Origin of the sequence: Bacillus paramycoides (assembly GCF_038971285.1) — a bacterium.
Classification (GTDB): Bacteria; Bacillota; Bacilli; order Bacillales; family Bacillaceae_G; genus Bacillus_A.
In genome coordinates this window covers 1553408-1579879 of the sequence record NZ_CP152427.1, presented here as the reverse complement: position 1 = coordinate 1579879, position 26472 = coordinate 1553408, and the positions used below count along the sequence as shown (strand labels likewise).

Sequence of the window (26472 nt, the reverse complement as noted above, 5' to 3'; positions counted from 1 at the left end):
TCATCTATTTATCGCAATATACTCATAGAATTGACACATTTCTTTTCCATATTAGAATTATAGTATGGAAATATGAGGAGGATCACGATGGAACATAACATTTTACAAGTCATTGCACTAGCAGAAAAACTAAAATATGAAATGCGACATAGCTGGCTTTCTAATGGACGTCAAGAAAGTGTAGCTGAACATACGTGGCGCATGTCTCTAATGGCCATTTTAGTTGAACCTTATTTAGATCAAAAAGTAAATATTGAAAAATTACTTAAAATGGTTATTATTCACGACCTAGTCGAGGCAGAAGCTGGTGATATTCCTGCTTTTGATACAATGAATAGTCATGAATTACAATTACAAAAACAAATAAATGAGCAAGAAGCAATTTTAAATATTAAACGAACATTAAAAGGTTCTCTCGGTGAGGAATTATATGATTTATGGATGGAGTTTGAAGCGAAAGAAACGTATGAAGCAAAAGTTGCTAACGCACTTGATAAACTTGAGGTGAAAATTCAGCATAACGAAGCTGATATTGATACGTGGCTACCAATTGAGCATAAAATGACATTCCAAGTAGCAAAGCATACAAACTTTGATTCTTTCCTATCTAAATTACAAAAAATCATCGAGCAAGATGGAGAAAAGAAATTACTAGCTGCCGGCATTGACGTTGAAGCTTGCAAAAGATAATGAAATAAGACACTCAATATGAGTGTCTTATTTCATTATTGTTGATACAGCCTGCTTGTAAATAAGTTGTTGTTTTCCATCAACTAACATTAAAACAGTAAATTTGTCTATCGCAACAATTTCTCCTACTATTCTAACGCCACTCTTTAAAAAAATTGTAACAATACCTTTTTCTTCTTTTATTTGTTTATACAGCTCTTCTTGTAAATGTTCCAAATACTGTTCTCTCCTTCTTTTATAAAAAATCTTAATATAAAAAACTACAAATTATTTATGTACTTTATCTTTTACATTCATAAACTTATTAATTAGTATATCTAAATCTCGGCTAAATAACAAAACTTTATCATGATCCAATCCGTGTCTAGCCACAAGTTGAATTAGTTCTTTCTTTTTGTTTTCTATTTTATTGTATAATTTTCCCATCTCCATCTCTTTACTAAAACTCCCTTTTCCCATAATATTACTTGTAAAATTATAGTACAAATCCTCTCATAAAAAAATATATAAATGGTTTTTTTTACAATTTTTATATTTTTTTATGAACAAATCACAAAATACGTAACGATTTCTTCCCATATCCCTAGCACAATATACAATCAAAATGACCATACAGGCGTTTGTCTAATTACAAAAGAGACTGGCTCCTTTTCCATAGAAAAAACATACTGTATACAGTAGTCCATGAATTATATAGATTAACTTACTCAAAAGGAGGAAAACATATGAGCTATGGTGGAAGTTGCGCTGGTTTTGGCGGTGGATTTGCTTTGCTTATCGTACTATTCATCCTTCTAATCATCATCGGATGTAGCTGTTGGGGTGGCGGCGGATACGGATACTAGTATATCCTATCCTTAACAAATGAACGAAAAACTATACGAAAACAGCTCATATTTGAGCTGTTTTTTCATACTTTCGTATGAAGTGTTATCCCTCTTTTTTGTGATTTCAACTAATAAAAAAACGTTTACTATGAAATAAGAAATATTTTTATTAAGGAGGATTACAATGATTAAAGGTCTTTACGAAGCACATTTACCTGTCCGTAACTTAGAGATATCAATAGCTTTTTATGAATCACTTGGACTGAAATTATATAAAAGAGGAGATGATATTGCTTTCTTTTGGATTAAAGAAAATGAAAGTTGGCTCGGCCTTTGGGAAGGCACAGAATACAAAGTGAATTATCACCCCTCTTTACGACACATCGCCTTTCAAGTAAGCTTACATGATTTAGAAAATGCGATACACTGGCTAAACCAAAAAGGCATTTCAGCACGAAAAGGTTTTGGAATGGAACCAATTGAACCGATTGTTTTTCCAGAATTAGCGCATGCCGCCGTATACTTTAACGATCCTGACGAAAATAGTTTAGAATTGATTGCACAATTACCTGTTGGACTCCCTACAGCTGAGAAAGTATATTTAAGCGAGTGGAAAAAACAAGTTCAAGCATCATCATTACATAAGGATTAATCTTTTTATGTCAGTTTCTTATTCTGCACTTCTTAAAACAAATAATAACTTCAAAAAACTATTTTACGGGCAATCGTTAAGTGTACTTGGAGATTGGTTTCATACTGTAGCTTTATTAACATTCGTCTATAGTATAACGGAATCTCCGTTTATGATTGCACTAACTTTTATAAGTAAAGGTTTACCACAACTTCTACTTAGTCCTTTCATAGGCGGAGTTGTAGATCGTTTTTCTAAAAAGAAGCTTCTGATTTTTACTGATATTTTACGAGGCATAATCGTCCTCACTTACTTATTTGCACTATATAAAATTGAGATTATTTTCATTTCTAACATATGTTTATCCGTACTTTCTTGTTTATTTGAGCCGGCTAAACAAGCAACCTTAAAAAATATCGTACACCAAAATCATTTCGTAACTGCTAACTCTCTTTCTAGTACAATTAATAGTTTTATGTCTATTATGGGGGCTTCTTTAGGCGGAATCCTTGCACAATCTTTACATATTGAGTTCGCTTTTTTAATCAACAGCCTGTCATACTTTATTTCAGCCTATTTTATCTATACTATGAGTGTCCCTTCTCATGATACTTGTAACAAGAAAAAAGCATTTTTTACTGATATAAAAGATGGTTATACATACATATTACAAACAAAAATCATTTTAACATTAATTCTTGTCGGCATTTCAGGGGGCATGATTGGAGGTGCTTATCAACTACTACTAACGATCTATGCTGAAGAAGTTTTCCACACCAATATTGGAATTTTATATACGGTTCAAGGGGCTGGGCTTATGATTGGAAGCCTCTTCGTTACTCTTTATATGTCTCATAGTAAAGAAAAAATGAAAAAAGTATTCGGTTGGGCCTACTTCCTACAAGGAATTTTCTTTCTCGGATTCATTTTATCCGATCAACTTATTATCGGTATCATTACTCTATTCTGTATGCGCATAGCAGGAGGAATCATCGTTCCACTTGATACGACATTACTTCAAACTTACACGAAGGACAATATGATAGGTAAAGTTTTTTCATTCCATTATTCCATTTACGGATCTCTTATTCAGTTATCCATGTTTTTTACAGGAGCGCTTTTAGAAATTCTTTCTCCGCAAGTTATTGGTACCTTGCTAGCTATATGCTGTATTTTTATTAGTTTTATATGGCTTTACCTGCTTTATCGCGGGAAACTGAGTGAAGAACCTACTATCATTTAATAGCATGTTTATGTACATGCTATTTTTATTTATGTCGAAATATAAAGGAAAAAGGCGATTTATTTTCCTTACGTTCTAATTTTTTAGAATGTACAATAAATTTAGATTATAAGAAAGGAGATGTCATAATGTTTGACGATAGACTTACTATTTCAGCTGAGCAACAGAAGCTCATTTCCAACTCAACTCGCATTCAAATTCTTCACCTTTTAAAAGACGAAGCACTCACTGCAAAGCAAGTAGCTACTAAACTAAATAAATCTGCTGGTAGCGTACATTATCACGTTCAAATTTTATATGATGGAGGGTTACTTGAATTAGTAGACACGAAAGAAAAACGAGGAATTATTGAAAAATATTATAAGGTAAAATCTGCTCACTTCTATATTGAAGAAAGCGGCACAGAGGGAACGAATACAGGTAGTCATATTGTATCTCATTTATTTTTAACTCCAGAGGAATTACAACAGCTTACTTGGGAAGTTTCACAAGTTTTATTACGCTGGGAAAACAAAACCGCTCGTCAATCAAACTCCGAAGAGGAATACGCTATTTCCTGTAGGATTAAAAAACAATGAAAGAAAGGTCCAGCCGCTCATGAAAAATAAATTATTATTATTGTCGGGAACAGGAATTTCTCGTTTAGGTGATTTTATGTATCTCATCGCCTTAAACGTAATGGTGTTAAATAGCACAAACTCCCCTGCTGCTGTAGCAGGATTATGGATTGTAGGTCCAATTGCGACCGTTGTTACAAAAATATGGTCTGGTAGTATAGTAGATCGATTAAACAAACGGTCTATTATGCTCATCACAGATATAATTCGGGCAGCTCTTATTGGCTGTGTTCCACTATTTGATTCTATTTGGGCCATTTATGTTTTTATCTTTTTAACTCGCATCGCTACATCATTTTTCGATCCAGCTTCATTCACCTATAAAACAATGCTCATACGAGCTGAAGAACGCGCTCAATTTAACGCTTGGAATAGCTTATTTACAAACGGGGCTTTCATTATCGGTCCAGCTCTTGCTGGAATACTTCTCACCACGTACTCAGCATCCTTTGTGATTTACTGCAACTCAATTTCCTTTCTACTTTCTACCATTCTCATTTACTTCTTGCCAAACATTACACTACAAACAAAGCACAAAGAAGAAGTTGCAAATACTTTCGTACAAACATTACGAAGTGATTGGAAACAAGTTTTTTCATTTGCTCGAACTGAAACTTACATTATTCTCATATTCGTTTTATTTCAAGCCACTATGCTTGTTTCTATGGCGCTCGATTCACAAGAAGTTGTATTCACAAATCAAGTACTGCTTTTATCCAACATGGAATACAGCATGCTTGTTAGTATAACTGGTGCAGCTTACGTTTTCGGTTCACTTCTTGTTTCTCTCTTTGCTAAACGATTACCAATTCAATATTGTATCGGATTCGGTATGATTTTTACAGCAATAGGTTATGTAATTTTCGCCTTTTCAAATTCATTTATAGTCGCGGCAGGCGGTTTCATTTTACTGGGCATTTCTTCATCATTTGCTGGTACTGGCTTTATCACATTTTATCAAAATAACATCCCTGTAGATATGATAGGTCGTATTGATAGCGTATTTGATTCCATAAAAAATTTCATCCAAATCTTTTTCATTTTAGCAATTGGGGCATCCGCACAATTTCTTTCCATTCAAATCACTGTAATCAGTAGCTCATTACTCATTCTTTTCCTTTCTTGTTTATTAGCAATCCGGGTAATGACGCCTTCACGAAAAAAATATTTTAAAGCTACCGGTTCATCATTAGAATATTAAATTCAACATAAAAAGCGGCTATTTTGCCGCTTTTTTCCCGTATGAAAGGACATTAGCCCTCCCACTGATTAAAGTTTCACTTTATGTTAAAATATGTATTGGACCTAATTGTGTAGGAGGACTATTTTGGAGATTATATTCACTTTCATATGTATTATATTAGTAGCTTCTATTTTACAAACAAGTACAGGTTTTGGCTTTTCTATTATGGCAACACCTTTCTTACTCATGCTATTTCTACCACAAGAAGCTATACAAATAAATATCATTTTATCATTAATTATTTCTATATCACTCATCTGGAAAATAAGAATGGACATTGATTTTATTCTACTAAAAAGATTAATTTTCGGAAGTATAATTGGTGTTCCTTTTGGTATTATCATTTTCACTTCCATTAACATCAACACATTTAAATTAGCAATTAGCATCCTTCTCTTACTATTAACGTTGATGCTAATATGCAACTTTAAGATTCAATCAACAAAATCTAGAGATTTCATAGTTGGCGGATTATCTGGTCTTTTAACGACAAGTATCGGTATGCCAGGACCTCCCCTGTTACTTTATTTTACAGGAACTGATACGAAAAAGGATAAGTTACGAGCAACTACATTGGCTTTTTATCTATTTATATATTTCATTAGCCTACTAACTCAAATACTCTTTACTGGCACAAACAAAACAATTTGGGAATCAAGTTTTTATGCTATTCCAATCGTATTTCTAGGTTTGTATATATGTCAAATTATTTTCAAATGGCTTAATCAACGGATTTTTAAAATATTTACGTACATCCTTTTGAGTTGTACAGGTATGTATCTTCTTATTGAAAGTTTGCATTTATTATAAGTAAACTTTTCAAGACAATAGATGCTTTAAATTGTACAAAAACTCATAGATTTAAACGATAAAAAGCGGCTATTATGCCGCTTTTTATCGTTTAAATCCTCAATTCCCCTTTAGCAGCTGCCCTATACTTATTCTAAGACAATCATCTTTCTCCTCCAAACAAGGCGGACCTGCATGCAGATCCGCCTTGTTACTCATTTCTTATTAAGTCCTTTTTCATTTAAAAACTCTTTCATATGCATTCTTTTTTCTTTAGACATAAACGAACTCATTGATTCTGTCCATGTTACGTTTTTCTTGTTTGATGATCTTTCTTTGTAATACGAGCTCATCGTTTCATCATATTCGTTTAATAATTCATCATATTTCTTTTCATCATACCCATTTTCATGAAGGATTGCTGCTACTGGTAAACGTGGTTTCACTCCGTGATCTTCATCTGGTACACCAACTGTCATTCCGAATACAGGATATACTTTATCAGGTAAATGAAGCAATTCACTTACTTCCCTCGGATTATTACGAATACCACCAATATAACAAATACCGTATCCTAACGATTCTGCTGCTAGCGCTAAGTTTTGCGCGAAAAGTGAAGCATCTACCGTCGCAACGATAAAGTCTTCTACTCCTTCATGCTTTATTTCTGTACCATGTTTTTCACATGCCATTTCAAGACGTTTTAAATCTGCACAACAAACAAAGAATGCTGCGCAGTCCTTCACGTGACGATTTCCGGATAACTCTGCTAGTTTAGCCTTTAAGTCTTGATCGGTTACATATATAACAGAATACGCTTGTACAAAATGCGAGGAAGCGGCATGCTGCGCAGCTTGCACCATTCTTTCCACTACATATTTTGGAATTGATTCTTCTTTATATTTACGAACTGAAACGTGTTGCTCCATTTTATGTATGATCTCATTCATGAAAAACACTCCTTTTTCTCTTCATAATGAAAAATTAACATATCTTTTCCAATATTCACAACTTATAAGCACAAAAAGAGCAATTCTTTTTTGAAGTGCTCTTTTTAACATATATATTATTACGGTAAATGAAATTATACCGACGATTATTTCAATATATCAACGATTCCTTGCACTATATCAACGATTTTTCCAATATATCGACGATTCGACAAGGGATATCGACTTGCCGACAAATAACGACAAACTCCAATCAAATTATTCCGTATCTTATTACGCCATTTTCAAAACTTTAATACCTTTTACGATATTCCAAATGAAGTAATAAATCCCTACAAGAATGAATACTGCATATGTGATCATGATCCCAATTCCAGCACCATCAGATTGATTGAAGCTTAAACCATATATGCCCGATACTGCTAATCCACCAACTAAAATTGCATACGGGAAAATATGTGACCAAAATGCTTTTTTCGCGTGGTATTTCACTTCATCCTCCGCAACGAAGTACACGATAATTGGTAGTAAAAATGGTGCAAAAAAGATACTAAAGTAACATAGTGAAGATAATATATTATTTCCTTTCATCCGATTCACCTCTAAATAGTTTTTGTTATCTTCATTATGTCAGGAATCCATTCTAGAAACTATCGCTTTACCTTTCATGAACATGACATATTTGTAAGATTTCCAACAAAAATAATTCCGCTTGGACTTCCAAACGGAATTATTTTTCTCTATATTCGATTCATAAACCAATATTGCGTAATAGCTAAATACTCTCGTATATTCGATGGAATGACAATTCGCTTCGGCGTTTCGGCCGGAAGACCTTCTAATTGTAAACCTTGCTTTGCTGCTATTTTTTTCGCTCTAAACATATGGAAGTCATTTGTTACGATCATTCCCTTTTTCATATTGTCCGGAATTAAAGGTTTTGAGAATTTAATATTTTCATCTGTACTCGTTGACTTATCTTCCATTATAATGCGGTCTTCTGCAATTTTTAGCTTCATTAATCCATTTTTCATTGCTAATGCTTCTGAAATATCTTCTCCTTTTCCTTTCCCTCCAGACACAATAACAATTGTTTTCTCATGTGATTTTAAATAGTCAGCTGCTTTATCAATACGATATTGCAATGAGTACGATGGTTTCGTTCCGTTTACTTTCGATCCTAATACAATTATATAATCCGCATCATAGGTCGCATTCATTTGTCCATGCTTATAAATGTTATATTGTAAAAATCCCACATAAACGGCACAAACCATTATAATGCCTATCATATACTTCATTATTTTCTTCTTTTTCATATCCATATACTCCTATGGTCTTTGCTTCTTTCATGATAATATCCATTTATTTGTTTGTATACAGACAAATTCCAATTCATCCTAATTTATCCTCTGGAATGTAATATTTATATTTCTTTCGGGAACAGTAAGTACAACTTTGCACGAAGGAGTGTCTCTATTGCTTCTCTTTTTATGTAACGTATCGTTCTTTTTCATTTTATTTTTACTATCACTCAAGTTACTCGGTAAATCAGCTTTAGCACAACTAACGCCTCATGATTTTGGTGCTATTATCTTTTTATCTTATTTAGCTTTTCAGGCCATACCTGTCTCTGGTGCTTTACAAGCTTTTCTCGGTATGGTCGTTATTACATGTTTGCATTTGCTTCTTACAAAATTAAGCTTACTAAACAAACTAAATCGTTTTATTCTGGGGCACCCAATTATTTTAATTAAACATGGTGACATTATTTTTGAGAACTTACAAAAAAGTAGATATCCAATCGCTGAACTTCTTTCTAACCTTCGCGTCGCAGGATATCCAAGTGTTCACGAAATTGAATATGCTATTTTAGAAGCAAATGGTGCTATTAGTATTTTACCAAAGCGCGAACTTGTACCATTAACTCCGAAAGATTTGAACATAGATGTTACATATGCCGGATTACCAATTGCCCTTATCGTTGATTCACAAATTCAATACGATAACTTAAAGTTAATTCATAAGGACAAAAAATGGTTATATAAAGAGTTAAAAGAAAAAGGAATTACAAATATTAAAAACGTTGCTTTCGCGTCTGTTCAAGAAACAGATGGATCTTTTGCTATTAGTGTAAAAAAATAGAAAATCCCCTTCATTTCTTAAGGGGATTTTCTTCATTATATCGCTTCTTTCTTTCCCGTCATATTTAATGGAACAGGATGTTTCATACGATTCATCGTAAATACGATAATCGCTGTCAATACTTCCGCTACTGGCATAACGAGCCAAATTCCGTTTATCCCAAATAATTTCGGCATAATCCATAATAATGGAATAATAAATAGCAACCCTCGGCTCATTATAATAAGTACTGATTTCGTCGTTTGTCGCACTGATTGGAAGTACTCCCCATACACAATGTTATAGCCTAAAAATACATATTGGATAAAGAACAAGCTCATACCCGTTAATGTTATTTCCAATAACTCTGGAGATTGGACATCAAATAAACCAATAATATATTTCCCGAAGAATAATCCGACAATTATTGCCACACCTCCAAGTACAACTGCAATTTTCACAGCGAACTGCAATCCTTCACGCAATCTTTCTGATAAATTCGCACCGTAGTGGAAACTAGCAATTGGTTGTAACGCTGCACCAACACCGAAGAATAGTAGCAATGTCATCGCATGGATGCTATTCACCATCGCATAGGACGCAACCCCTACTTCTCCTGCATATTGAACGAACGCAATATTAAAACCAATTGTTACAATTGCAACCGTACTTTCAGCTGTAAAGCTTGGAAAACCTATAATCATAATTTGTTTCACTGTATCCCATTCAAAATGGAATTTCGTCCATTTTAAAATGCTATTTTTTCTAAAGAAGTGTGATAATAATACAAGGAAACCAACGGCTGCCGAAAGAATAGTCGCTGAAGCAGCACCAGTTACGCCCCATCCAAAGATGAAAATAAAGATATAGTCAAACACTATATTTAATACAGCCGTTACAACTAAACCTGCCATTGCTAAATTAGGATTTCCATCATTTCGTATAAACGTACTTAAAATATTTTCTAAAACGTATATCATTCCAAATGTCAATAATACGTGTAAATAGTCTAACGCATACGGTAAAATCACTTCGTTTGCACCGAATAAGTATGCTAAATCTTCTATTCTCCATAAACAAATCGCTGCTAATACACCTACGATAATTACTGCTACCGTCATGGATTGAGTAAAAATAGACCTTGCTCTTTCTATTTTATTTTCACCTAATGCAATGGAATATAACGTTGCCCCGCCCATTCCAATCCATAATGAAATCGAGAAGAAAATTGAAAAGGCTGGAATAGCTACGTTTACTCCTGCTAATCCGTTTGCTCCAACTCCCCTACTAATCATAACCGCATCAATTACAATGTTAACCGACATTAATACCATTCCTAGAACGGCTGGTATCAAATACGAAATAAATAAGCTCTTTATCGGTTTTTCTCTTAATTTTTCTGTTGCTTCCATACTATTTTGCTCCTTTTTTCAACTCTCTTTTCTCAGTTTAAACCTTAAAGTAACTTGAAGGTCAATAGAGAATTTAAAAAATAGGTAACTTACTTATCGTGTTTCATGCCAATTTGTAATGATACGAGTCCTACAAATTATTGCTTTGTTTTTTTATTATAGGAATTTGAATTTCTGTTACTTGTTCCTCTGGATTTTCTGTTACAGACCAATCAATTAATGCAATCTCAATTGCATCTCCACTTATTTCGTATCCTTCTTGATCAATATATTTCATTAGCTTCTTATATGTTTCATCAGTTTCTTCATATGGCCCATGATGATATACACAGGCAAACATACCTTCTTTAATTTCATCTGAACTCTGTACTTGAAAAGGCATGTAATCCAAAAGAATAAAAACACTGCTATATGCTTGAAACTCATTTTGCATTAATCCTTTTTTCGCGACTGTTACACCGATATCTCCAGAAAATAAGCTATCATCCATTTGCCTCATATTTTTTTGCAACGAATGAATGTAGTACTCAAACATATCATCCGTCGTATTCGGGGCAACCGCAATAGCTGTTATTTTTCGCTGCGGGATCTCTTTTATTACCATTTGTTCAGCTTTTGCTTTTGTTGCTTCCTTAATTAAATGAATTCTATGCTCCATTTTCGCCAAAGCATACTCAATTTCTCTTTGTTTTTTCAACATCATCTCTTGTTGTTTTTCCAGTAAATTGAGTGCATATGCTGGATTTCTTTCATCAATATATTTTTTAATTTCCTTTAATGGAATGTTTAATTGGCGTAAAAACTTAATCGTATCTAATAGTGAAAATTGATCGATTGTGTAATAACGATAATTTGTTTGCGGGTCCACAGTGGACGGATGAAAAATTCCCTTCTCATCATAATAGCGTAAAGTAGATTCCGCTATATTATGCATTTTTGCCATTTCTCCAATTGTAAAGCGTTTGTTTAATAACATCTTTTATTTCCTTCCATTTCTATTTATTTCATTATATGTTCATTCTGTCTTCAAAACAAAAAAGAATTCCCCTACGAGAATTCTTTTTATTAACTCTTAAACCTCTATTATTATAGGAAGGATCATCGGTTTTCTTTTCGTATTAGTATATATAAACTTCCCTAAAGCCTCTCTTACTTCTCTTTTCAAAATACCCCAGCTATTCACATTCTCTTTCTTCAAATTATTAATTGTAATAACTGCTAATTTATTTAATTCCTTCAAAAATTCTTCTGAATCACGAACATAGACAAATCCACGAGAGATAATATCAGGACCGGAAATAATTTCTCCATCCACTTTATTAAAGGTAATAACTATTACGAGCATTCCATCTTCTGAAAGTTGTTTTCGATCACGTAATAAGGCATTTCCAACATCACCAATTCCTAATCCATCTACATATATATTTCCAGCCTGTATTTTTCTAGATTGAACGGCCACTTCATTACTAATATCTACAACATCTCCATTACGAACGATAAAGATATTTTCTTTTTCGACACCAATTGATTCTGCTAACAAACTATGGTGATGTAGCATTCTAAACTCTCCATGAATTGGGATAAAATATTTAGGTTTCATTAAAGTGAGCATTAATTTCAATTCTTCTTGATACGCATGACCAGATACATGGACTCCAGTAGAACTACCTGATCCATAAATTACTTTTGCTCCTAAAGCAAATAAATTATCTATAATTCTTGAAACGTTACGTTCATTTCCTGGAATCGGAGTCGCAGCTATAATAACCATATCTTCTGGTAAAACATCAACTTGTCTATAGTTTCCACTCGCTAAACGCGCTAAAGCTGCCATCGGTTCTCCTTGACTTCCTGTACAAAGTATCGCTACCTGCTTTGGATCTAAACGATTTACCTCACTCGCTTCAATTAACATGCCGTCTGGAATATGTAAATACCCTTTCTCTAGAGCAACTTCTACTACATTTACCATACTTCTCCCGAGCAAAGCCAATTTTCGATTTGTTTTTATGCAAGCTTCAACTATTTGCTGAACACGATTCACATTAGAAGCAAATGTAGAAATAATTACTTTTCTATTTGCTTTCATAAATATTTCCTCTATTCGTTCTCCTACTGATCTTTCTGATGGAGTAAAACCTGGTCGTTCTGCATTTGTACTTTCAGATAGTAAAGCTAGTACACCCTCACTACCTATTTTAGCCATTTTATGAATATCAGGATGTTGGTTATTTACTGGTGTTAAATCGAATTTAAAATCCCCGGTGTGTACTACATTACCTTCTCGAGTATGAAACACAATACCGAGACAATCTGGAATACTATGATTCGTTTTAAAAAATGTCGTCTTAATAGAACCGAGATCAATTTCTGATTCTGCGTGAATAACGATTAATTCTGTATCATTTTGAAGATTATGCTCTTTTAATTTAATTTCAATTAAACCTAACGTTAACTTCGTCGCATAAATTGGTACGTTAAGTTGTTTTAAAAAATATGGTATTCCGCCAATATGGTCCTCATGTCCATGCGTCACGACTAACCCGCGAATTTTTTCTTTATTTTCTTGTAAGTATGTGATGTCTGGAATTATTAAATCAATTCCTAATAAACTTTCATCTGGAAATTTAGATCCACAATCAATAACGACAATATCATTTTCATATTGAATAGCGTACATATTTTTTCCTATTTCATTTACTCCACCTAAAGCAACGATAGACAAGTTGTTTTTTAATGAATTCAAATGATAAAACCTCCTTTTCAAATTTATAATTCATGAAATAACATTTAGGTTTTATTATTTGTAATGAAAAAGGACTTCATACTATTTCATACATATAAAAATTCACACACTATTCTTATATGTATATCCCTAATAACACCGTCTCTCTCTAAAAAAGCTCCCATTTTTTCATTGATTTTTTGTAAAATATATTATATATTAATTACAAGTTCAAATTACAAGTTCAAAAGAACTTGTAATTAGACCCTTTGTTTAATGGGTTTTACATATTTTCATTAGGCAAATTCCGAGAAATCGTATGATAAAAATAAAAATGATGAGGAGAGGATCCGATGGAATTCGAATTTTTCTTTCAAATTGCACTTATTTTATTAAGTACAAAGCTTGCTGGCGATCTTAGTGTTAGATTAGGCCAACCTTCTGTACTCGGTAAATTAATTGTCGGTATCGTTATCGGTCCAGCTTTATTAGGTTGGATTGAGAATTCAGAACTTCTAACACAATTAAGTAATGTTGGAGTTATTCTTTTAATGTTTATGGCCGGTCTTGAAACAGACTTAGAGGAATTAAACGCAAACCGTAATTCTTCTTTAGCTATTGCACTTGGAGGTATTATTCTTCCATTCGTAGGTGGTTACGTTTCTGGTCTTGTTATGGGAATGGAACAAGGAAATGCTGTATTTTTAGGATTACTTCTATGTGCGACAAGTGTTAGTATTTCCGTACAAACACTTCGCGATTTAGGAAAGATGAAAACACGTGAAAGTACAACTATGCTGGGCGCAGCTGTATTTGATGACATTCTTGTCGTTATTTTATTAGCATTTGCAATGAGCTTCTTAGGTACAGACGATGTTAACTTAACAATGATTATCTTGAAGAAAGTTGTATTCTTCGCTTCTATTATTTTAATCGGATGGAAAGGTGTTCCTGCGATTATGCGCTGGTTATCACCACTACGCGTATCTGAGTCTATCGTGAGCGCGGCTCTTATCATCTGTTTCTCATTCGCATATTTCGGCGAATTATTGGGAATTGCTGGTATTATCGGTGCTTTCGCAGCTGGTATCGCGATTTCTCAAACGAACTACAAACATGAAGTAGAAAAGAAAGTAGAACCAATCGCTTACGCTATGTTCGTTCCAGTATTCTTCGTAAGTATCGGTATGAATATTACATTTGACGGTATTGGCAATCAAATTTGGTTTATCTTAGCATTAACAGTAATCGCTGTATTAACGAAACTAATCGGTTGTGGCTTAGGTGCACGAATGACTGGATTTGACGCTAAGTCTTCTGCAATTATCGGGGCTGGAATGGTTTCTCGTGGTGAAGTTGCACTTATCATCGCTGGAACAGGACTTTCTTCAGGTCTACTAGCACAAGATTACTTTACAGCTATCGTTATTGTCGTTATTTTAACTACAATGATTACACCACCAATGTTAAAATACACTTTTGGTGCAAAAGATAAAGCAATGAAAGCAAGTAAATAAGTTTAATAAGAAAGAAGATTACTATCTTATAAGATAGTAATCTTCTTTCTTATTTTATATCTAAACAATTCCGTTCGTTTTTAACCATTTTTCAAAAATAATTCGTGCTTCTTCATCATCCATATCAATACTAAATGAATACACCTTAATGCCGTAATCATCTACATATTCACCTAGCTTCATTTCCTCCACCTTTTTGTAAAAATCGCCTGCCTCATAGTGCGGAATATACGCATCCCAAACTGGTTCACTTATTCTTTTGTACGCTGTTACTTCTAAATCATATCCACCTTCATAATATCCGATGTGATAATGTTGACTAGAATCATATTTCTTCATAATAAATTCCCCTCCCTTTAAAAATTTATCATATTTCACATAATAAACAAAAGCGAGCTGTATATTACAGCTCGCTTCATTCATTAAATACGTTCCATCGCTGTCTTCAACGTTCCAACAACAAAGGCAATTTCTTCACTTGAAATAACAAGTGGTGGTGCTAATGTTAAGACGTTATTATATCCTGCTGTTGTCATACCGTTCCGTCCTATAATTAACCCTTTTTCTTTACAAGCATTTACAACGATTGCAATTTTTTCGTTATCAATTGGCTCTTTCGTCTCTTTATCATTTACTAGTTCAATTCCAACTAGTAGACCTTTTCCTCTAATATCCCCTACAAGTGGATGTTCTCCAATTTCTTCTTTTAATTGCTCTAATAAAAGCGAACCCATTTGTGCAGATCGCTCAATCAAATTTTCATTTTCCATAATTTCTAAGTTTTTAAGCGCTAATGCACAAGCTGCAGGATTTCCACCAAATGTATTAATATGACGGAAGAATTCATATTCTCCCTTTCCTTTAAATGCTTCATATATTTCTTTTTTCACAGCTGTTGCTGATAATGGTAAATACGCGCTCGTAATCCCTTTTGCCATCGTAATAATATCTGGCTTCACATCATAATTCATAAATCCAAATGCTTTTCCTGTACGTCCGAAACCACAAATAACTTCATCGCTAATGAGCAATGCACCGTGTTTTTGACACGTTTCATGAACAGCTTTCATATAGTCTTGTGGCGGCATTAAAATGCCTCCGCCCGTAATAATTGGTTCCATAATAAAAGCTGCAATCGTTTCACTTAATTCCCATGTCATAACGCGATCTACTTCTTTTACACATTCTACATCATATATGTTCTCTCTTTCTATTCCAGGCATACGATAACAATCTGGCGGTGTTACATGTAAAAAGCCTGAAGCAAATGGCTCATATTGATATCTACGCTGTGCTTGTCCCGTCGCTGCCATCGTAGCCATTGTATTGCCATGATACCCGCGGTAACGTGACATAAATTTATAACGATGCGGTTCACCTTTTTGCGCATAGTATTGTCTTGCTATTTTAAAAGCTGTTTCGTTCGCTTCCGAACCACTATTAGAGAAGAAAATAACATACTCTCCTCCAAGCCACTCATTTAATTTTTGTGCAAGCTTTATAGCCGGTTCATGTGATTGTGACATTGGAAAGTATGATAATGTTTGTAATTGCTCATATGCCGCTTCTGCAAGCTCTTTTCTGCCATATCCACTATTCACACACCAAAGACCACTCATACCATCTAAATATCTTTTTCCTTGTATATCCTCAACCCAGCACCCTTCTGCTTTTGCCCCTACCATTGTACTATTTGGACTAAAGGGACGCATTCCGTGCCAAACATATTGCTCATCTTTTGCTAATAATTCATCAGTCTGTTTCGTTTTCATCATTTCTTCCACCTTCCATAACAACTTATTTTTCACAAAAGCTGTGCTGGTGCCATGATGATTTAAATTTCTCCCTGCTTATTTTCATTCCACAAAATTAAGACGAATCCTACTTACAAAGCAGTATTATTTACAAGAAAATGACAAAAGGAAAAGGAGCTTTTCTTATATATCGAAAAGCTCCTTTTTCTTAATGCGAAGACGCATCACTAATACCATGACCAGTATTAGATTTCACAAGAATTTCATCAAACTTCGCTGCATCTTCTTTCTTACTAGATAAAATGGTCCCTAAATACGCTGCAAGGAATCCGAGCGGGATCGAAATAATTCCAGGAGTCGTATATGGGAATATCGCTTCCCCAACAAATATAGCTTTGCCAGCTACAGGGTTCCAAACATTTGGACTTAACGCTACGAGAACAATGGCTGATACAAGACCAACAATCATACCGGAGATAGCACCTGTCGTATTGAAGCGCTTCCAATAGATTGTGAATAATATAACTGGCAAGTTTGCACTCGCCGCTACTGCAAATGCTAATGAAACTAAAAACGCTACGTTCAATGTTTGAGCAAATAACGCAAGTATAATGGATAATACCGCTACTCCAATAGACGCATAGCGAGCCATTGACACTTGCTCTTTTTCCGTTGATTTCCCCTTGCGAATAATTTCATTATAAAAATCATGTGCAAATGCTGATGCTGCTGTTAATACAAGGCCTGCCACTACAGCCAAAATCGTTGCAAAAGCAATGGCTGATACGAAAGCAAATAAGAAATCTCCACCTAACGCTTTCGCTAATAAAGGTGCTGCCATATTACCAGCTGGATTCGCTTTAATAATTGCCTCATTTCCTACAAATGCGGCTGCCCCAAATCCTAAGAAAATTGTCATAATATAAAATGCACCAATTAACCACGTAGCGTAAACAACAGATTGACGTGCCGTTTTTGCATCACGCACTGTAAAGAAGCGTACAAGAATATGTGGTAATCCAGCTGTACCAAGAACTAGTCCTAAATTTAAAGATAGCGTATCAAGACCATCTTTATACTTTACCCCTGGATTTAAAAACGAATCTTTTAATGGTGTAGCTGTTTTCATTTGTGCGAACATTTCAGTCACACTGAAATTAAATTTTGCGAAAACGATAACAGAAATAATAAATGTACCAGCCATAAGTAATACAGCCTTAACAATTTGTACCCAGCTAGTCGCAGTCATTCCGCCAAAAATAACGTACACTGTCATTAATGTACCAACGATTAAAACGGATGTCGTATATTCGATCCCTAATAATAATTTAATAAGTGCACCAGCTCCAACTAATTGTGCAATCATATAAAAAATCGAAATCGTCATCGTATTAAGCGCTGCAACTCCGCGAACTTTTTTCGCATCAAAACGCGCCGCAATCATATCTGCTAACGTGTACTTTCCTAAATTTCTAAGCGGCTCTGCAACTAAGTATAATACAACTAAGTAAGCAACTAAGAAACCGATGCTATAAAAGAATCCATCAAACCCAGTTAACGCGATTGCTCCAGCTATACCAAGAAAAGACGCAGCAGACATATAATCCCCCGCAATGGCCAGACCATTTTGCCAACCAGTTAATCCCCCTCCAGCTGTATAAAACTCACTAGCATTTTTCGTTTTCTTCGATGCAAAATAAGTTATGACGAGTGTACCAAGAACGATGATTAAAAATAGTGCAAAAGCGGTTGTATTCATGGTCAGCCCCTCCCTTTTTGCATCTCTTGCAGAATGTTTTGTGAGATTTTATCAAAGGATTCCGCTTTTTTGCTGTAAATCATACATAATGACCACGTCATGATAAATTGCGCAAAAGCAAATATCCACGCCCACGTAACATCACCAAATGCCGGTGTATTGAGTACCTTTGAATACGATGTTAAAATAGGTAACGCAATAAAGAAACTTAAAAAGAAAATACTCATTGGAACGATAAACTTCTTTTTCGTATTTAATAGCAATTGAAATTCTTCTGACTGAACAACCTCTGTATAATTCACTTCATTTTGTAACTTACGTGCTGACGTATCATCTCGTTTCATTCTCTAATCCCCTCTCTTACTAGAAATACAATTCCCCCTTGTATACCTAAAGGCTGAATTTTATAAATATTCAGAAACTTATTTTCATTTTAGACAATCCATACATTCCTGCAAAGATTTTTCGATAGACATTTTTCGGCAATTTCTCCTAAGTTTTTAATATACTTTTTCAGCATAAAATTTGCGCACTTCACTTCCGCACCAGCGAAGCTTTCATACTCGTTATAACAAAATAAAAAAGTAGTGCTTATCGCACCACTTCTGTTTTTTTCTCTTTTTCTAAATTACGAGCTGTTTCGCTTAATTCAACATCTTTTCCATCTTTAAGCGTTCCAAATAGGAAATCAAATACTGGATTGGAAACACCAAACCAAAACCTTTCATTTTTATAATGGTGTAATATGTGCTGTTTTTTTAGCCATCTTCCAAACTTAGTAACAGGACGAATTGGCTTATGTGCAATATAATGTTTCCATTCATAAACGAGAAGCATAATAATCATTCCGATTCCGAATGAAAGTGTAACAGTAACACTTTTTGTTATAGCGTATGATATAAGTAAATATATAGTAAAGCTCGGTATACTAAACCATACAGGCAAAAATAAAAGCTTTAAATCATCTGGATATACGTGATGATCATAATGTAATCTTCTTAACATTTTTAATAAAAATACGTTTTTAGGTGGTTTTAAGTGAAATAAAAACCGGTGTGTCATATATTCGTTAAGCGTATAAAAAACAATCCCAAACAAACAGGCTAACATACCGATCCATGTAAAAAATTTCATTTTTAAAATAATGATGAAAACAAATAATATACTATACATAATAACGATATCATGTTGTAAAAAGAACTCTTTCCCCACTCTCTTCATGTTCCTTCCCCCTTTTCCAAAAAAACAGCCGCAACATATCGTTACGACTATTTCTTTTATTTTCTATTCTTATTCTATTCGCTTTACAAATTTGCCTGCTGCTCTATTGTCGAGAAAAAATTGTTCGATCCAAATATATTTTGCTTTGGAATAATATGTTCCACCGCAAACACTGTTACTTCTCCTCTTTGTACCTCTCCAATAATGAGTCCAAATACTTCATGATTTACCGCAAAAGTTGGTTGCTTTGTTTGTAGTAATCTTGCTGCAGTATGAAATACCGCTTCATATAGTGGATTCCTATCAGTAATTTCTTTTCGGATTTTTGGTGCTAACGTAATAATAATTTCTTTTCCGTCAATAGTGGTTCGATACATAAAAATCTCCCCTTCAATCTTATGTGAACAACTGTAAAGCTTTGTATGCAAAATGGATAGAATGTCCTACTAAAATAATACCCGCTCCGGCTGTTATATAGCCTATTGCTTTTTGCTTTAATAAAGTTCTGCCAAAATGGACAGAAAATGCGATATTTACATTCCATAAAATAATACCAACGATAATACAAAGACTATACAAAAAGGCTTCTTGTTTCGTGACCTTCGTGAGCAGTGAGCTAAGTGTACTTCCGTATATACCAAACCAAAAAACAAGATTTAATGGATTGGATATCGCAATTAAAAAAACTGCCATAAACGATTGTTTAAGGCCACCTATCTCTTCTTTTTTATATTCCATATTCGACTTAGAAATTCCTTGTTTTACACTTTGAAATCCTAAATAAAATAACAAGAAAAAACCTGTACAATACATAAAAGCTTGTACATATGTATACATAAACAGAGAAGATAAACCGAAATAGATGAGAAGCATAAACAAAATATCTGCAGTCATTCCACCAATCCCAACAACCCACGCATGCCAAAAACCTCGTTCAATTCCTCGTTTTAACATTTCAATATTAATCGGACCTACTGGCGCAACTAATGAAATACCTAATACAATTTGTTGTATAATTGCTCCAAACATCGCTCTATCCTTTCTACTTCCTTTACTATTAAGTAATGATGTAATAATTAAAAATAGACTAGCTTTCATCAAACTACTTACTAAAATACCCTTTTTTATCCAAAATATGCAAAAGAGCCATCTGGATGATGACTCTTACTTTTCTATTTTATGAAGAAAAGGACATTTTCCTTTTATCGGTTCTACATCGTCCCCTATGAAGTATTGTTTCCATTCACGATGATCCGGATCACCATAATGACTAATGTTGGGATGTTTCGGCAACTGATCCCACTTTTCAACTCGCTCTCGGACCGTTTGTCTGGAATATGCTCCTTTCGGACGATCTCCTTCTAACCCATCAAAGATAGTGCATGGCTGGAATCCAATAACGAGAGAATTTCCTAAATGTCTAGTTTTTCGTTGTTTATAAGCTGGCGCATTCCCAAATGCGAATATCGGTTCACCACCAAATGAAAATTCCCATAAGTAATGGTCTGGGTCTTCAGGAATTTGCTTCGGCCATGTTTGGTCATCTTGTTCATGTAAATATTGTAATACTTTCCAAAAGTAATCACGATAATATTCCAGTGATTGTTCCTCACATTCTGGTTCTACAAAAAGAAAAAATCCTCTTCTTACAATTGGCCGCTCTTTCATTAACTCTAAAAAAGATAACATTGTATGTGGCAAATGTCTCCAATCATTATGAGAGAGTAAGGAATAACGAAGCTCATTCTTTTTCAAAGCAGTTAAACCAAAATAACATGGGAAAGTTGGTTCTAATACGATGTTTGAAAAATTTTCAAATTCTTTTGCAACCCAATTCGGTATATCCGTTCTCATTCTCATTCCGTCATTATCTAATAAATAAGACTCATTCATTCTTTCACCTCATTATGTATAGCATTCAATTAAGACTATTACATACTCGGCCTGTCCTATACCTATTTAAAAATTTGACTGAAAAATTATTTAAAAATACAAAAAAATAAAATCGCTTACTTGACTAAATTCTCCCAATTCGTGTATATTTAAATTAATCATTTAGCAGAATATTCAAGATTATAGCATTTTTAGTTTATATTATCTTTTCAAATGAATTTCACTAAATGAAAAACGTAAATGTTTTTTAGGAGGAATTGTAACATGCAAGGAAAAGTAAAATGGTTTAACAACGAAAAAGGTTTTGGATTTATCGAAATGGAAGGCGCTGACGATGTATTCGTACATTTCTCTGCTATTCAAGGCGAAGGCTACAAAGCTTTAGAGGAAGGTCAAGAAGTATCTTTCGATATCACTGAAGGAAACCGCGGACCTCAAGCTGCTAACGTAGTAAAACTTTAATCCAACATATGACAGGAGGTTACCTTACTCGGTAACCTCCTTTGTTATTCCTTTGTATATTTCCGTTTTCCAGAGCAAAAACTATGTGAAATGCGCAATATACAAAGGAGGAAGTAATAATGGGATCAGAAGTAAATGATTTTGAAGAAGTGAAATTCCGTGTAGAAACAGCACAAAAAATGGTAGGATCAGCGACAATTTCAATGGATCCAGATACATTGGAGCATGCTACTACTGCTGTAGAAGCCGCTCGCTCTCAGCTTGAAATTATGAAGTCTGTTGCAACAGATTTAGATGAGCCATTTCTGATGAATGAGGAAAAGAAATTAAGCGAGTGCGAGCATCAATTAAATGAAGCGAAGCACTAAAAAACATCCAGAGAATTTTCTCTGGATGTTTTTTCATGACAACTGCTCTCCATACTTTTTCAATGTTTCTCCAACTGTACATTGTCTTATACAAAATGAATGAGCATAATACTTACTATTCGTCTTTCGGTTATGTTCTCGCAAAAAACACCCTTCACAATACGTTTCTAATAAGTCATTGACCTCTGTAATGAGTTGCTTTTTATCCACCTTTGCACCTCTATTCGGTTATTTCTTTATGACTATCTATAACTGTCCCTTCTAATGCTTGCGTAGCTAATTGGTGTGCTTCTTTATTTTGTTTTCTAGATATCGGCTCACATACTAGTTTTAATTTCATTTGCTTCGCCTTTTGTTCAATTTGATCTAAGTAATGATTTAAATGCTCATCATAGCAAGGCCATTCTCCAGCCAATTGCTGCAGTACAACTTGCGAATCGCCGCGAAGCGTGACCGCTTCATACTTAATCCCTAATTCCTCGAGTATATTCATACCGTATAGTAATGATGCATATTCCGCTTCATTATTATCATATATACCTTCTATATATGCATTACGGCGAATTCGGTATTGTTTATTCCCTTTTTTATAGTATACACATATACCTACTCCAGCTTCTTTCGTCTGAACATCATACCCCCCATCAAAATAAACGTGTATTTCTTGGGGCTCTTCCTCCACTTGTTTACTCAGCTTTTTCATTTCCTTTAGCGACCATTCCGCATCCATTTCATCATAAAATGATAGTTCTTTCACTCTTCCTGTTTTTTCGAAATCCTCTGCAAATTGCAGTACTTCTTCTATGTTCATATAATCTGTCGTTAATTCCGCCTGCAAACCGCGCTTCGTTTTATACAACCAATGAATTTTATATTTCATACTAGATTCCCCTTATATAAGACTTCTTATATGTAGCCAGCTAATGAAAGCCTCACTTTATTTTATTATATTGTATCAATAGTCACAGCATTATATTCAATGTGATTACATACAAAAAGAGCTATCCCTATAGGAATAGCTCTTTCATCTATTACATAAATCTTTCAAATTGTACTCGTTTATTAATCCAGTACATTACAGGCATACCGATTGCCATGACAACAAATTCACCGATTGCACATGTTAACCAAGTCAACATAAATGGTAAATCAAATGCAAGATGAAGTTCAATTGCAATCATAAACATTGTAATTGTAAAAATAACTGTATTAAAAATCATACGAGCCCAAACACCTTTAATAAATCGCATAGAAATAATCGTTGCAACTAACGCAAGAATAGATTGCCCTACTCCAAATACTAAATCATACGCGATCATAGGTGAGAAAAAGAGATTCGTTAAAAATACACCTAATACAATTCCGTAAATTGCTTTCTTATTAAATACAACGAGATGATTAAACATCTCTGAAATACGAAACTGTACATTCGTAAAGCCAAATGGCTGAATAAGCATAGAAACAGCAATATATAATGCCGCTAAAATACCATTACCGACTAAAGTTCTAATATTCATGACAAAATCTCCTTAGTTTTTTTACGTGGGATGGTTTCGAACCACGTTATTCGTTTTTTAAGCAACAAGATTATATTCTACGCAATACACACTCTTTCGTCAATAGATTCCTATCATTAACTACCTTTTTTCTTTTAGACAACGTATAATAAAACATATGAAAGTTTTAGGAGGTTTCACTTCATGACAGCAACAATTCAAAATGAAAAAGTGATCGTTTCCATTTCTGACAAAGGTGCAGAATTACAAAGCGTTCGCTTAAAAGAAGATAACACTGAATACTTATGGCAAGGCGATTCTACTTATTGGGGGCGCCGCGCACCAATTTTATTCCCAATTGTCGGCCGATTAGTAGATAATACATACTACGTAGATGGTAAACCATATTCTTTAACACAACACGGCTTTGCTCGTGACCTTACATTCTCTGTAAAAGAACAAAGTGAAACGAAAATCACTTACATTGTAACTAGTAATGAAGAAACATTAAAAAAATACCCATACGAATTCGAATTACTCGTTTCTTATGAGCTAGACGGACAAATCGTTCATGTAACATATGAAGTACATAACCCTGCTTCAAAAGAGATGTTCTTCTCAATCGGAGCACATCCTGGTTTCAACTTCCCCTTATTAGAGGGCGAATCATTTACAGATTATCATTTATCATTTAACGGTTCTGAACGCTTAGAAACAAGCGTATTAGAAGGACCTTACCTTTCAAGCAAAAAGCAAGTAATCGCTAAAAATGCAACTGAATTACCACTTACATACGATTTATTCAAAAATGATGCACTTATTTTTGAAAATATGAATACGGATGAAATCTCTATTCGTTCTCATAAACATAATAAATTTGTAAAAGTAGAATTTGACGGATTCCCATTTGTCGGCGTATGGACACCAGGCGAGAATGCTCCCTTCTTATGTATCGAACCTTGGTACGGAATTGCTGATGAAGTAACTCCAGCAAAAGATTTCAAAGAAAAAAAAGGAATTCAATCTTTACAAGCGAATGAAACATTTACATGTCGTTATAGCATTACAATTGGCTAATTACTCTATCCCCTACTTCAATGAAACATATAAGTAGGGGATCATCTTATCATTTGGAGGTTTCTCATTTTGATTGAAGTATATATTGATGGTGCATCAAAAGGAAATCCTGGTCCTTCTGGTGCAGGTGTATTTATTAGAGGGGTTCAACCAGCTGTACAATTATCATTCCCCCTTGGGATAATGTCCAATCATGAAGCAGAATACCACGCTTTACTTGCAGCATTAAAATATTGCACGGAGCATAATTATAACATTGTCTCTTTTCGTACAGATTCGCAACTTGTCGAGCGAGCTGTCGAAAAAGAATACGCAAAAAATAAAATGTTTGCACCACTATTAGAGGAAGCACTGCAGTACATAAAAAGTTTCGATCTCTTTTTTATTAAGTGGATTCCAAGTAGTCAAAATAAAGTTGCTGATGAGCTAGCTAGAAAGGCTATCTTACAAAATTAACGGGGGTATGAGTGTGAAAAAAGATTGGATCGCTCCTCTTGCTTTATTATTTGTCTCTTTTATTTGGGGAGCTACGTTTGTCGTCGTTCAAAATGCTATGTCTTTCGTTGGTCCATTTACTTTTAATGGTATTCGCTTTTTATTCGCTGGAATTATTTTATTATTCGTTCAAATGATTTTCTCAAAAAAAACTTCAAAACAAGATATAAAACAAAGTAGTCTCGCTGGATTAATCGTTGGGCTCTTTTTATGCGTTGGCTATGTGTTACAAACATTTGGCTTACTTTATACAACTTCTTCAAAAGCAGGTTTCTTAACAGGACTTAGTATCGTTATGGTACCCATTTTGTCTTTTATCTTTTTAAAACAAAAAGCTACCATTTTTATCGTAATGGGCATTGCTGTAGCAACAGCAGGTTTATACTTATTAACAGCTGGTGATTCTTTTCAATTAAACATTGGAGATATACTCGTTCTCGGTTGTGCAGTTGCTTTCGCTGCTCATATTCTTGTTAACGGCTTCTTCTCTAAGAAAGTATCACCTTTATTATTAAGCACGTCGCAAGTATTAGCTGTCGGTATGTTTTCTTCTATTTGCGCTTTTTTGTTTGAAGATTGGGAAAAATTATTTTCAGCAGCACTATGGACGAATTCTTCCTTTTTATTCGCCCTATTTTTAACTTCTCTATTCGCGACATCCATTGCTTTTTTCATTCAAACATCAGCACAAAAACATACATCTCCAACGAGAGTAGCAATTATTTTCGCAATGGAGCCCGTTTTTTCCGCCTTAACAGGCGTTCTCGTTGCAAACGAACAACTTTCTATTTCCGCTATTATCGGATGCCTATGTATATTCCTAGGCATGGTGTTTGTTGAATTACCTTCCAAAACAAAAAAAGAAGCGCAGGCCGCTTGAAGTTACGCTTGTAACTTCCGCATAAAAGCCTTAGCGCTTTTTTTATCTGTAATCTCTTCTTCTTTCAATCGTTCTAATAACGCAACAAAATAACTCCCATCAAACTGGAATTGATGTTTAATTGTCGCTTCTATTGCCGCGTTCACAATTCCATCAGATGCACCCGTATATCCTTGTCCGAACATAATAAATCCTTGTGCTTCCTCTGATAGTTTAAATCCTTTCGTATGTAAGAATGAAAGATAATCTTCTACTGTTTGCATGTTATTCCCACCTACTCAAAAATTCTCCATCTCCTA

The 26472-nt window shown here is 34.3% G+C and carries 34 protein-coding genes and 1 riboswitch; of the genes, 14 read left to right on the top strand and 20 right to left on the bottom strand.

Annotated elements, in window-relative coordinates; all coding sequences use genetic code 11:
• Nucleotides 1–87: 87 nt before the first annotated feature.
• Complete coding sequence (locus AAG068_RS08210) at nt 88–690, top strand: HD domain-containing protein (RefSeq protein ID WP_342718880.1); 603 nt, start codon at nt 88–90, stop codon at nt 688–690.
• A 27-nt stretch (nt 691–717) separates the two neighbouring features.
• On the opposite strand, the gene hfq is transcribed toward AAG068_RS08210, so the two are convergent.
• Complete coding sequence (gene hfq / locus AAG068_RS08205; RefSeq protein ID WP_000400658.1) at nt 718–906, bottom strand: RNA chaperone Hfq; 189 nt, start codon at nt 904–906, stop codon at nt 718–720.
• A 51-nt stretch (nt 907–957) separates the two neighbouring features.
• Complete coding sequence (locus AAG068_RS08200) at nt 958–1176, bottom strand: aspartyl-phosphate phosphatase Spo0E family protein (protein WP_342718879.1); 219 nt, start codon at nt 1174–1176, stop codon at nt 958–960.
• A gap of 239 nt (nt 1177–1415) precedes the next feature.
• On the opposite strand from AAG068_RS08200, the gene AAG068_RS08195 reads away from it, so the two are divergent.
• From AAG068_RS08195 to AAG068_RS08170, 6 genes are all read left to right on the top strand, one after another.
• Complete coding sequence (locus AAG068_RS08195; RefSeq protein WP_000120179.1) at nt 1416–1535, top strand: YjcZ family sporulation protein; 120 nt, start codon at nt 1416–1418, stop codon at nt 1533–1535.
• A 166-nt stretch (nt 1536–1701) separates the two neighbouring features.
• Complete coding sequence (locus AAG068_RS08190) at nt 1702–2169, top strand: VOC family protein (RefSeq protein WP_342718870.1); 468 nt, start codon at nt 1702–1704, stop codon at nt 2167–2169.
• A 7-nt stretch (nt 2170–2176) separates the two neighbouring features.
• Nucleotides 2177–3391 carry an MFS transporter gene (locus AAG068_RS08185; protein ID WP_342718869.1) on the top strand — a complete coding sequence of 405 codons (1215 nt, stop codon included), beginning with the start codon at nt 2177–2179 and terminating at the stop codon, nt 3389–3391.
• 128 nt (nt 3392–3519) lie between these two features.
• On the top strand, nt 3520–3969 hold the full coding sequence (locus tag AAG068_RS08180) for an ArsR/SmtB family transcription factor (RefSeq protein ID WP_342718867.1): 450 nt from the start codon (nt 3520–3522) through the stop codon (nt 3967–3969).
• Nucleotides 3970–3988: 19 nt separating this feature from the next.
• Nucleotides 3989–5209, top strand: coding sequence for an MFS transporter (locus AAG068_RS08175; protein WP_342718865.1), 1221 nt, complete (start codon nt 3989–3991; stop codon nt 5207–5209).
• 126 nt (nt 5210–5335) lie between these two features.
• Nucleotides 5336–6061: a sulfite exporter TauE/SafE family protein gene (locus AAG068_RS08170; protein ID WP_342718864.1), complete on the top strand. Its 726-nt coding sequence runs from the start codon at nt 5336–5338 to the stop codon at nt 6059–6061.
• 194 nt (nt 6062–6255) lie between these two features.
• Here AAG068_RS08170 and nfsA read toward each other — a convergent pair whose 3' ends face one another.
• The 3 genes from nfsA to AAG068_RS08155 form a co-directional block, all read right to left on the bottom strand.
• On the bottom strand, nt 6256–6990 hold the full coding sequence (gene nfsA / locus AAG068_RS08165; protein ID WP_342718863.1) for an oxygen-insensitive NADPH nitroreductase: 735 nt from the start codon (nt 6988–6990) through the stop codon (nt 6256–6258).
• Between the two features lie 273 nt (nt 6991–7263).
• Nucleotides 7264–7581: a DUF4870 domain-containing protein gene (locus AAG068_RS08160; RefSeq protein WP_342718861.1), complete on the bottom strand. Its 318-nt coding sequence runs from the start codon at nt 7579–7581 to the stop codon at nt 7264–7266.
• Between the two features lie 149 nt (nt 7582–7730).
• On the bottom strand, nt 7731–8282 hold the full coding sequence (locus AAG068_RS08155) for a YdcF family protein (protein ID WP_342718860.1): 552 nt from the start codon (nt 8280–8282) through the stop codon (nt 7731–7733).
• Between the two features lie 187 nt (nt 8283–8469).
• On the opposite strand from AAG068_RS08155, the gene AAG068_RS08150 reads away from it, so the two are divergent.
• Nucleotides 8470–9135 carry a DUF421 domain-containing protein gene (locus tag AAG068_RS08150; RefSeq protein WP_342718859.1) on the top strand — a complete coding sequence of 222 codons (666 nt, stop codon included), beginning with the start codon at nt 8470–8472 and terminating at the stop codon, nt 9133–9135.
• 35 nt (nt 9136–9170) lie between these two features.
• Here AAG068_RS08150 and AAG068_RS08145 read toward each other — a convergent pair whose 3' ends face one another.
• The 3 genes from AAG068_RS08145 to AAG068_RS08135 form a co-directional block, all read right to left on the bottom strand.
• Nucleotides 9171–10526, bottom strand: a complete 1356-nt coding sequence (locus AAG068_RS08145; RefSeq protein WP_342718858.1) for an MATE family efflux transporter — start codon at nt 10524–10526, stop codon at nt 9171–9173.
• 130 nt (nt 10527–10656) lie between these two features.
• Nucleotides 10657–11502, bottom strand: coding sequence for a MerR family transcriptional regulator (locus AAG068_RS08140; RefSeq protein WP_342718856.1), 846 nt, complete (start codon nt 11500–11502; stop codon nt 10657–10659).
• Nucleotides 11503–11598: 96 nt separating this feature from the next.
• Nucleotides 11599–13272 carry a ribonuclease J gene (locus tag AAG068_RS08135; protein WP_342718855.1) on the bottom strand — a complete coding sequence of 558 codons (1674 nt, stop codon included), beginning with the start codon at nt 13270–13272 and terminating at the stop codon, nt 11599–11601.
• Nucleotides 13273–13604: 332 nt separating this feature from the next.
• Here AAG068_RS08135 and AAG068_RS08130 point away from each other — a divergent pair, with 332 nt between their 5' ends.
• A complete protein-coding gene (locus AAG068_RS08130; RefSeq protein WP_342718853.1) occupies nt 13605–14768 on the top strand; it encodes a cation:proton antiporter in 1164 nt (387 codons plus the stop codon).
• Nucleotides 14769–14828: 60 nt separating this feature from the next.
• Here the strand turns inward: AAG068_RS08130 and AAG068_RS08125 are convergent, their stop codons facing one another.
• The 8 genes from AAG068_RS08125 to AAG068_RS08090 form a co-directional block, all read right to left on the bottom strand.
• Nucleotides 14829–15191 carry a DUF3986 family protein gene (locus tag AAG068_RS08125; protein WP_342718852.1) on the bottom strand — a complete coding sequence of 121 codons (363 nt, stop codon included), beginning with the start codon at nt 15189–15191 and terminating at the stop codon, nt 14829–14831.
• The gene (locus AAG068_RS08120; RefSeq protein WP_342718851.1) at nt 15191–16540 is read right to left on the bottom strand and encodes an aspartate aminotransferase family protein; all 1350 of its coding nucleotides are present in this window, start codon (nt 16538–16540) and stop codon (nt 15191–15193) included. The genes AAG068_RS08125 and AAG068_RS08120 overlap by 1 nt, the downstream gene beginning before the upstream one ends.
• Nucleotides 16541–16730: 190 nt before the next feature.
• On the bottom strand, nt 16731–18281 hold the full coding sequence (locus AAG068_RS08115; protein WP_342718850.1) for a solute symporter family protein: 1551 nt from the start codon (nt 18279–18281) through the stop codon (nt 16731–16733).
• Between the two features lie 2 nt (nt 18282–18283).
• Nucleotides 18284–18625, bottom strand: a complete 342-nt coding sequence (locus AAG068_RS08110; protein ID WP_000817374.1) for a DUF485 domain-containing protein — start codon at nt 18623–18625, stop codon at nt 18284–18286.
• A gap of 247 nt (nt 18626–18872) precedes the next feature.
• Nucleotides 18873–19502, bottom strand: coding sequence for a sterol desaturase family protein (locus tag AAG068_RS08105; RefSeq protein WP_342718847.1), 630 nt, complete (start codon nt 19500–19502; stop codon nt 18873–18875).
• Nucleotides 19503–19585: 83 nt separating this feature from the next.
• The gene (locus AAG068_RS08100) at nt 19586–19879 is read right to left on the bottom strand and encodes a cytoplasmic protein (protein ID WP_144610696.1); all 294 of its coding nucleotides are present in this window, start codon (nt 19877–19879) and stop codon (nt 19586–19588) included.
• A gap of 19 nt (nt 19880–19898) precedes the next feature.
• On the bottom strand, nt 19899–20531 hold the full coding sequence (locus tag AAG068_RS08095) for a LysE family transporter (protein ID WP_342719723.1): 633 nt from the start codon (nt 20529–20531) through the stop codon (nt 19899–19901).
• A gap of 135 nt (nt 20532–20666) precedes the next feature.
• Entirely contained in the window at nt 20667–21395 is a 729-nt protein-coding gene (locus AAG068_RS08090) for a YqcI/YcgG family protein (protein ID WP_342718844.1), read from the bottom strand.
• 264 nt (nt 21396–21659) lie between these two features.
• On the opposite strand from AAG068_RS08090, the gene cspB reads away from it, so the two are divergent.
• Nucleotides 21660–21857: a cold shock-like protein CspB gene (gene cspB, locus AAG068_RS08085; protein WP_001161732.1), complete on the top strand. Its 198-nt coding sequence runs from the start codon at nt 21660–21662 to the stop codon at nt 21855–21857.
• A gap of 119 nt (nt 21858–21976) precedes the next feature.
• Entirely contained in the window at nt 21977–22225 is a 249-nt protein-coding gene (locus tag AAG068_RS08080) for a DUF2564 family protein (protein WP_171484745.1), read from the top strand.
• Nucleotides 22226–22258: 33 nt separating this feature from the next.
• Here AAG068_RS08080 and AAG068_RS08075 read toward each other — a convergent pair whose 3' ends face one another.
• From AAG068_RS08075 to AAG068_RS08065, 3 genes are all read right to left on the bottom strand, one after another.
• Nucleotides 22259–22435, bottom strand: a complete 177-nt coding sequence (locus AAG068_RS08075) for a zinc-finger domain-containing protein (protein ID WP_000358801.1) — start codon at nt 22433–22435, stop codon at nt 22259–22261.
• 10 nt (nt 22436–22445) lie between these two features.
• Nucleotides 22446–23105, bottom strand: a complete 660-nt coding sequence (locus AAG068_RS08070; RefSeq protein ID WP_342718840.1) for a ribonuclease H family protein — start codon at nt 23103–23105, stop codon at nt 22446–22448.
• A 151-nt stretch (nt 23106–23256) separates the two neighbouring features.
• Complete coding sequence (locus AAG068_RS08065) at nt 23257–23742, bottom strand: QueT transporter family protein (protein ID WP_001026467.1); 486 nt, start codon at nt 23740–23742, stop codon at nt 23257–23259.
• A 6-nt stretch (nt 23743–23748) separates the two neighbouring features.
• A riboswitch (PreQ1 riboswitch) is annotated at nt 23749–23793 on the bottom strand.
• Nucleotides 23794–23925: 132 nt separating this feature from the next.
• Between AAG068_RS08065 and AAG068_RS08060 the strand changes: the two genes are divergently transcribed.
• The 3 genes from AAG068_RS08060 to AAG068_RS08050 all read left to right on the top strand — a co-directional run bounded on the left by AAG068_RS08060 (nt 23926) and on the right by AAG068_RS08050 (nt 26173).
• Nucleotides 23926–24798: an aldose 1-epimerase family protein gene (locus AAG068_RS08060; protein WP_342718839.1), complete on the top strand. Its 873-nt coding sequence runs from the start codon at nt 23926–23928 to the stop codon at nt 24796–24798.
• Nucleotides 24799–24867: 69 nt separating this feature from the next.
• Entirely contained in the window at nt 24868–25254 is a 387-nt protein-coding gene (locus tag AAG068_RS08055) for a reverse transcriptase-like protein (protein ID WP_342718838.1), read from the top strand.
• A gap of 13 nt (nt 25255–25267) precedes the next feature.
• On the top strand, nt 25268–26173 hold the full coding sequence (locus AAG068_RS08050; protein WP_342718837.1) for a DMT family transporter: 906 nt from the start codon (nt 25268–25270) through the stop codon (nt 26171–26173).
• Between the two features lie 2 nt (nt 26174–26175).
• Here AAG068_RS08050 and AAG068_RS08045 read toward each other — a convergent pair whose 3' ends face one another.
• Nucleotides 26176–26436, bottom strand: a complete 261-nt coding sequence (locus AAG068_RS08045; RefSeq protein ID WP_063224108.1) for a DUF6123 family protein — start codon at nt 26434–26436, stop codon at nt 26176–26178.
• Nucleotides 26437–26472: the final 36 nt, after the last annotated feature.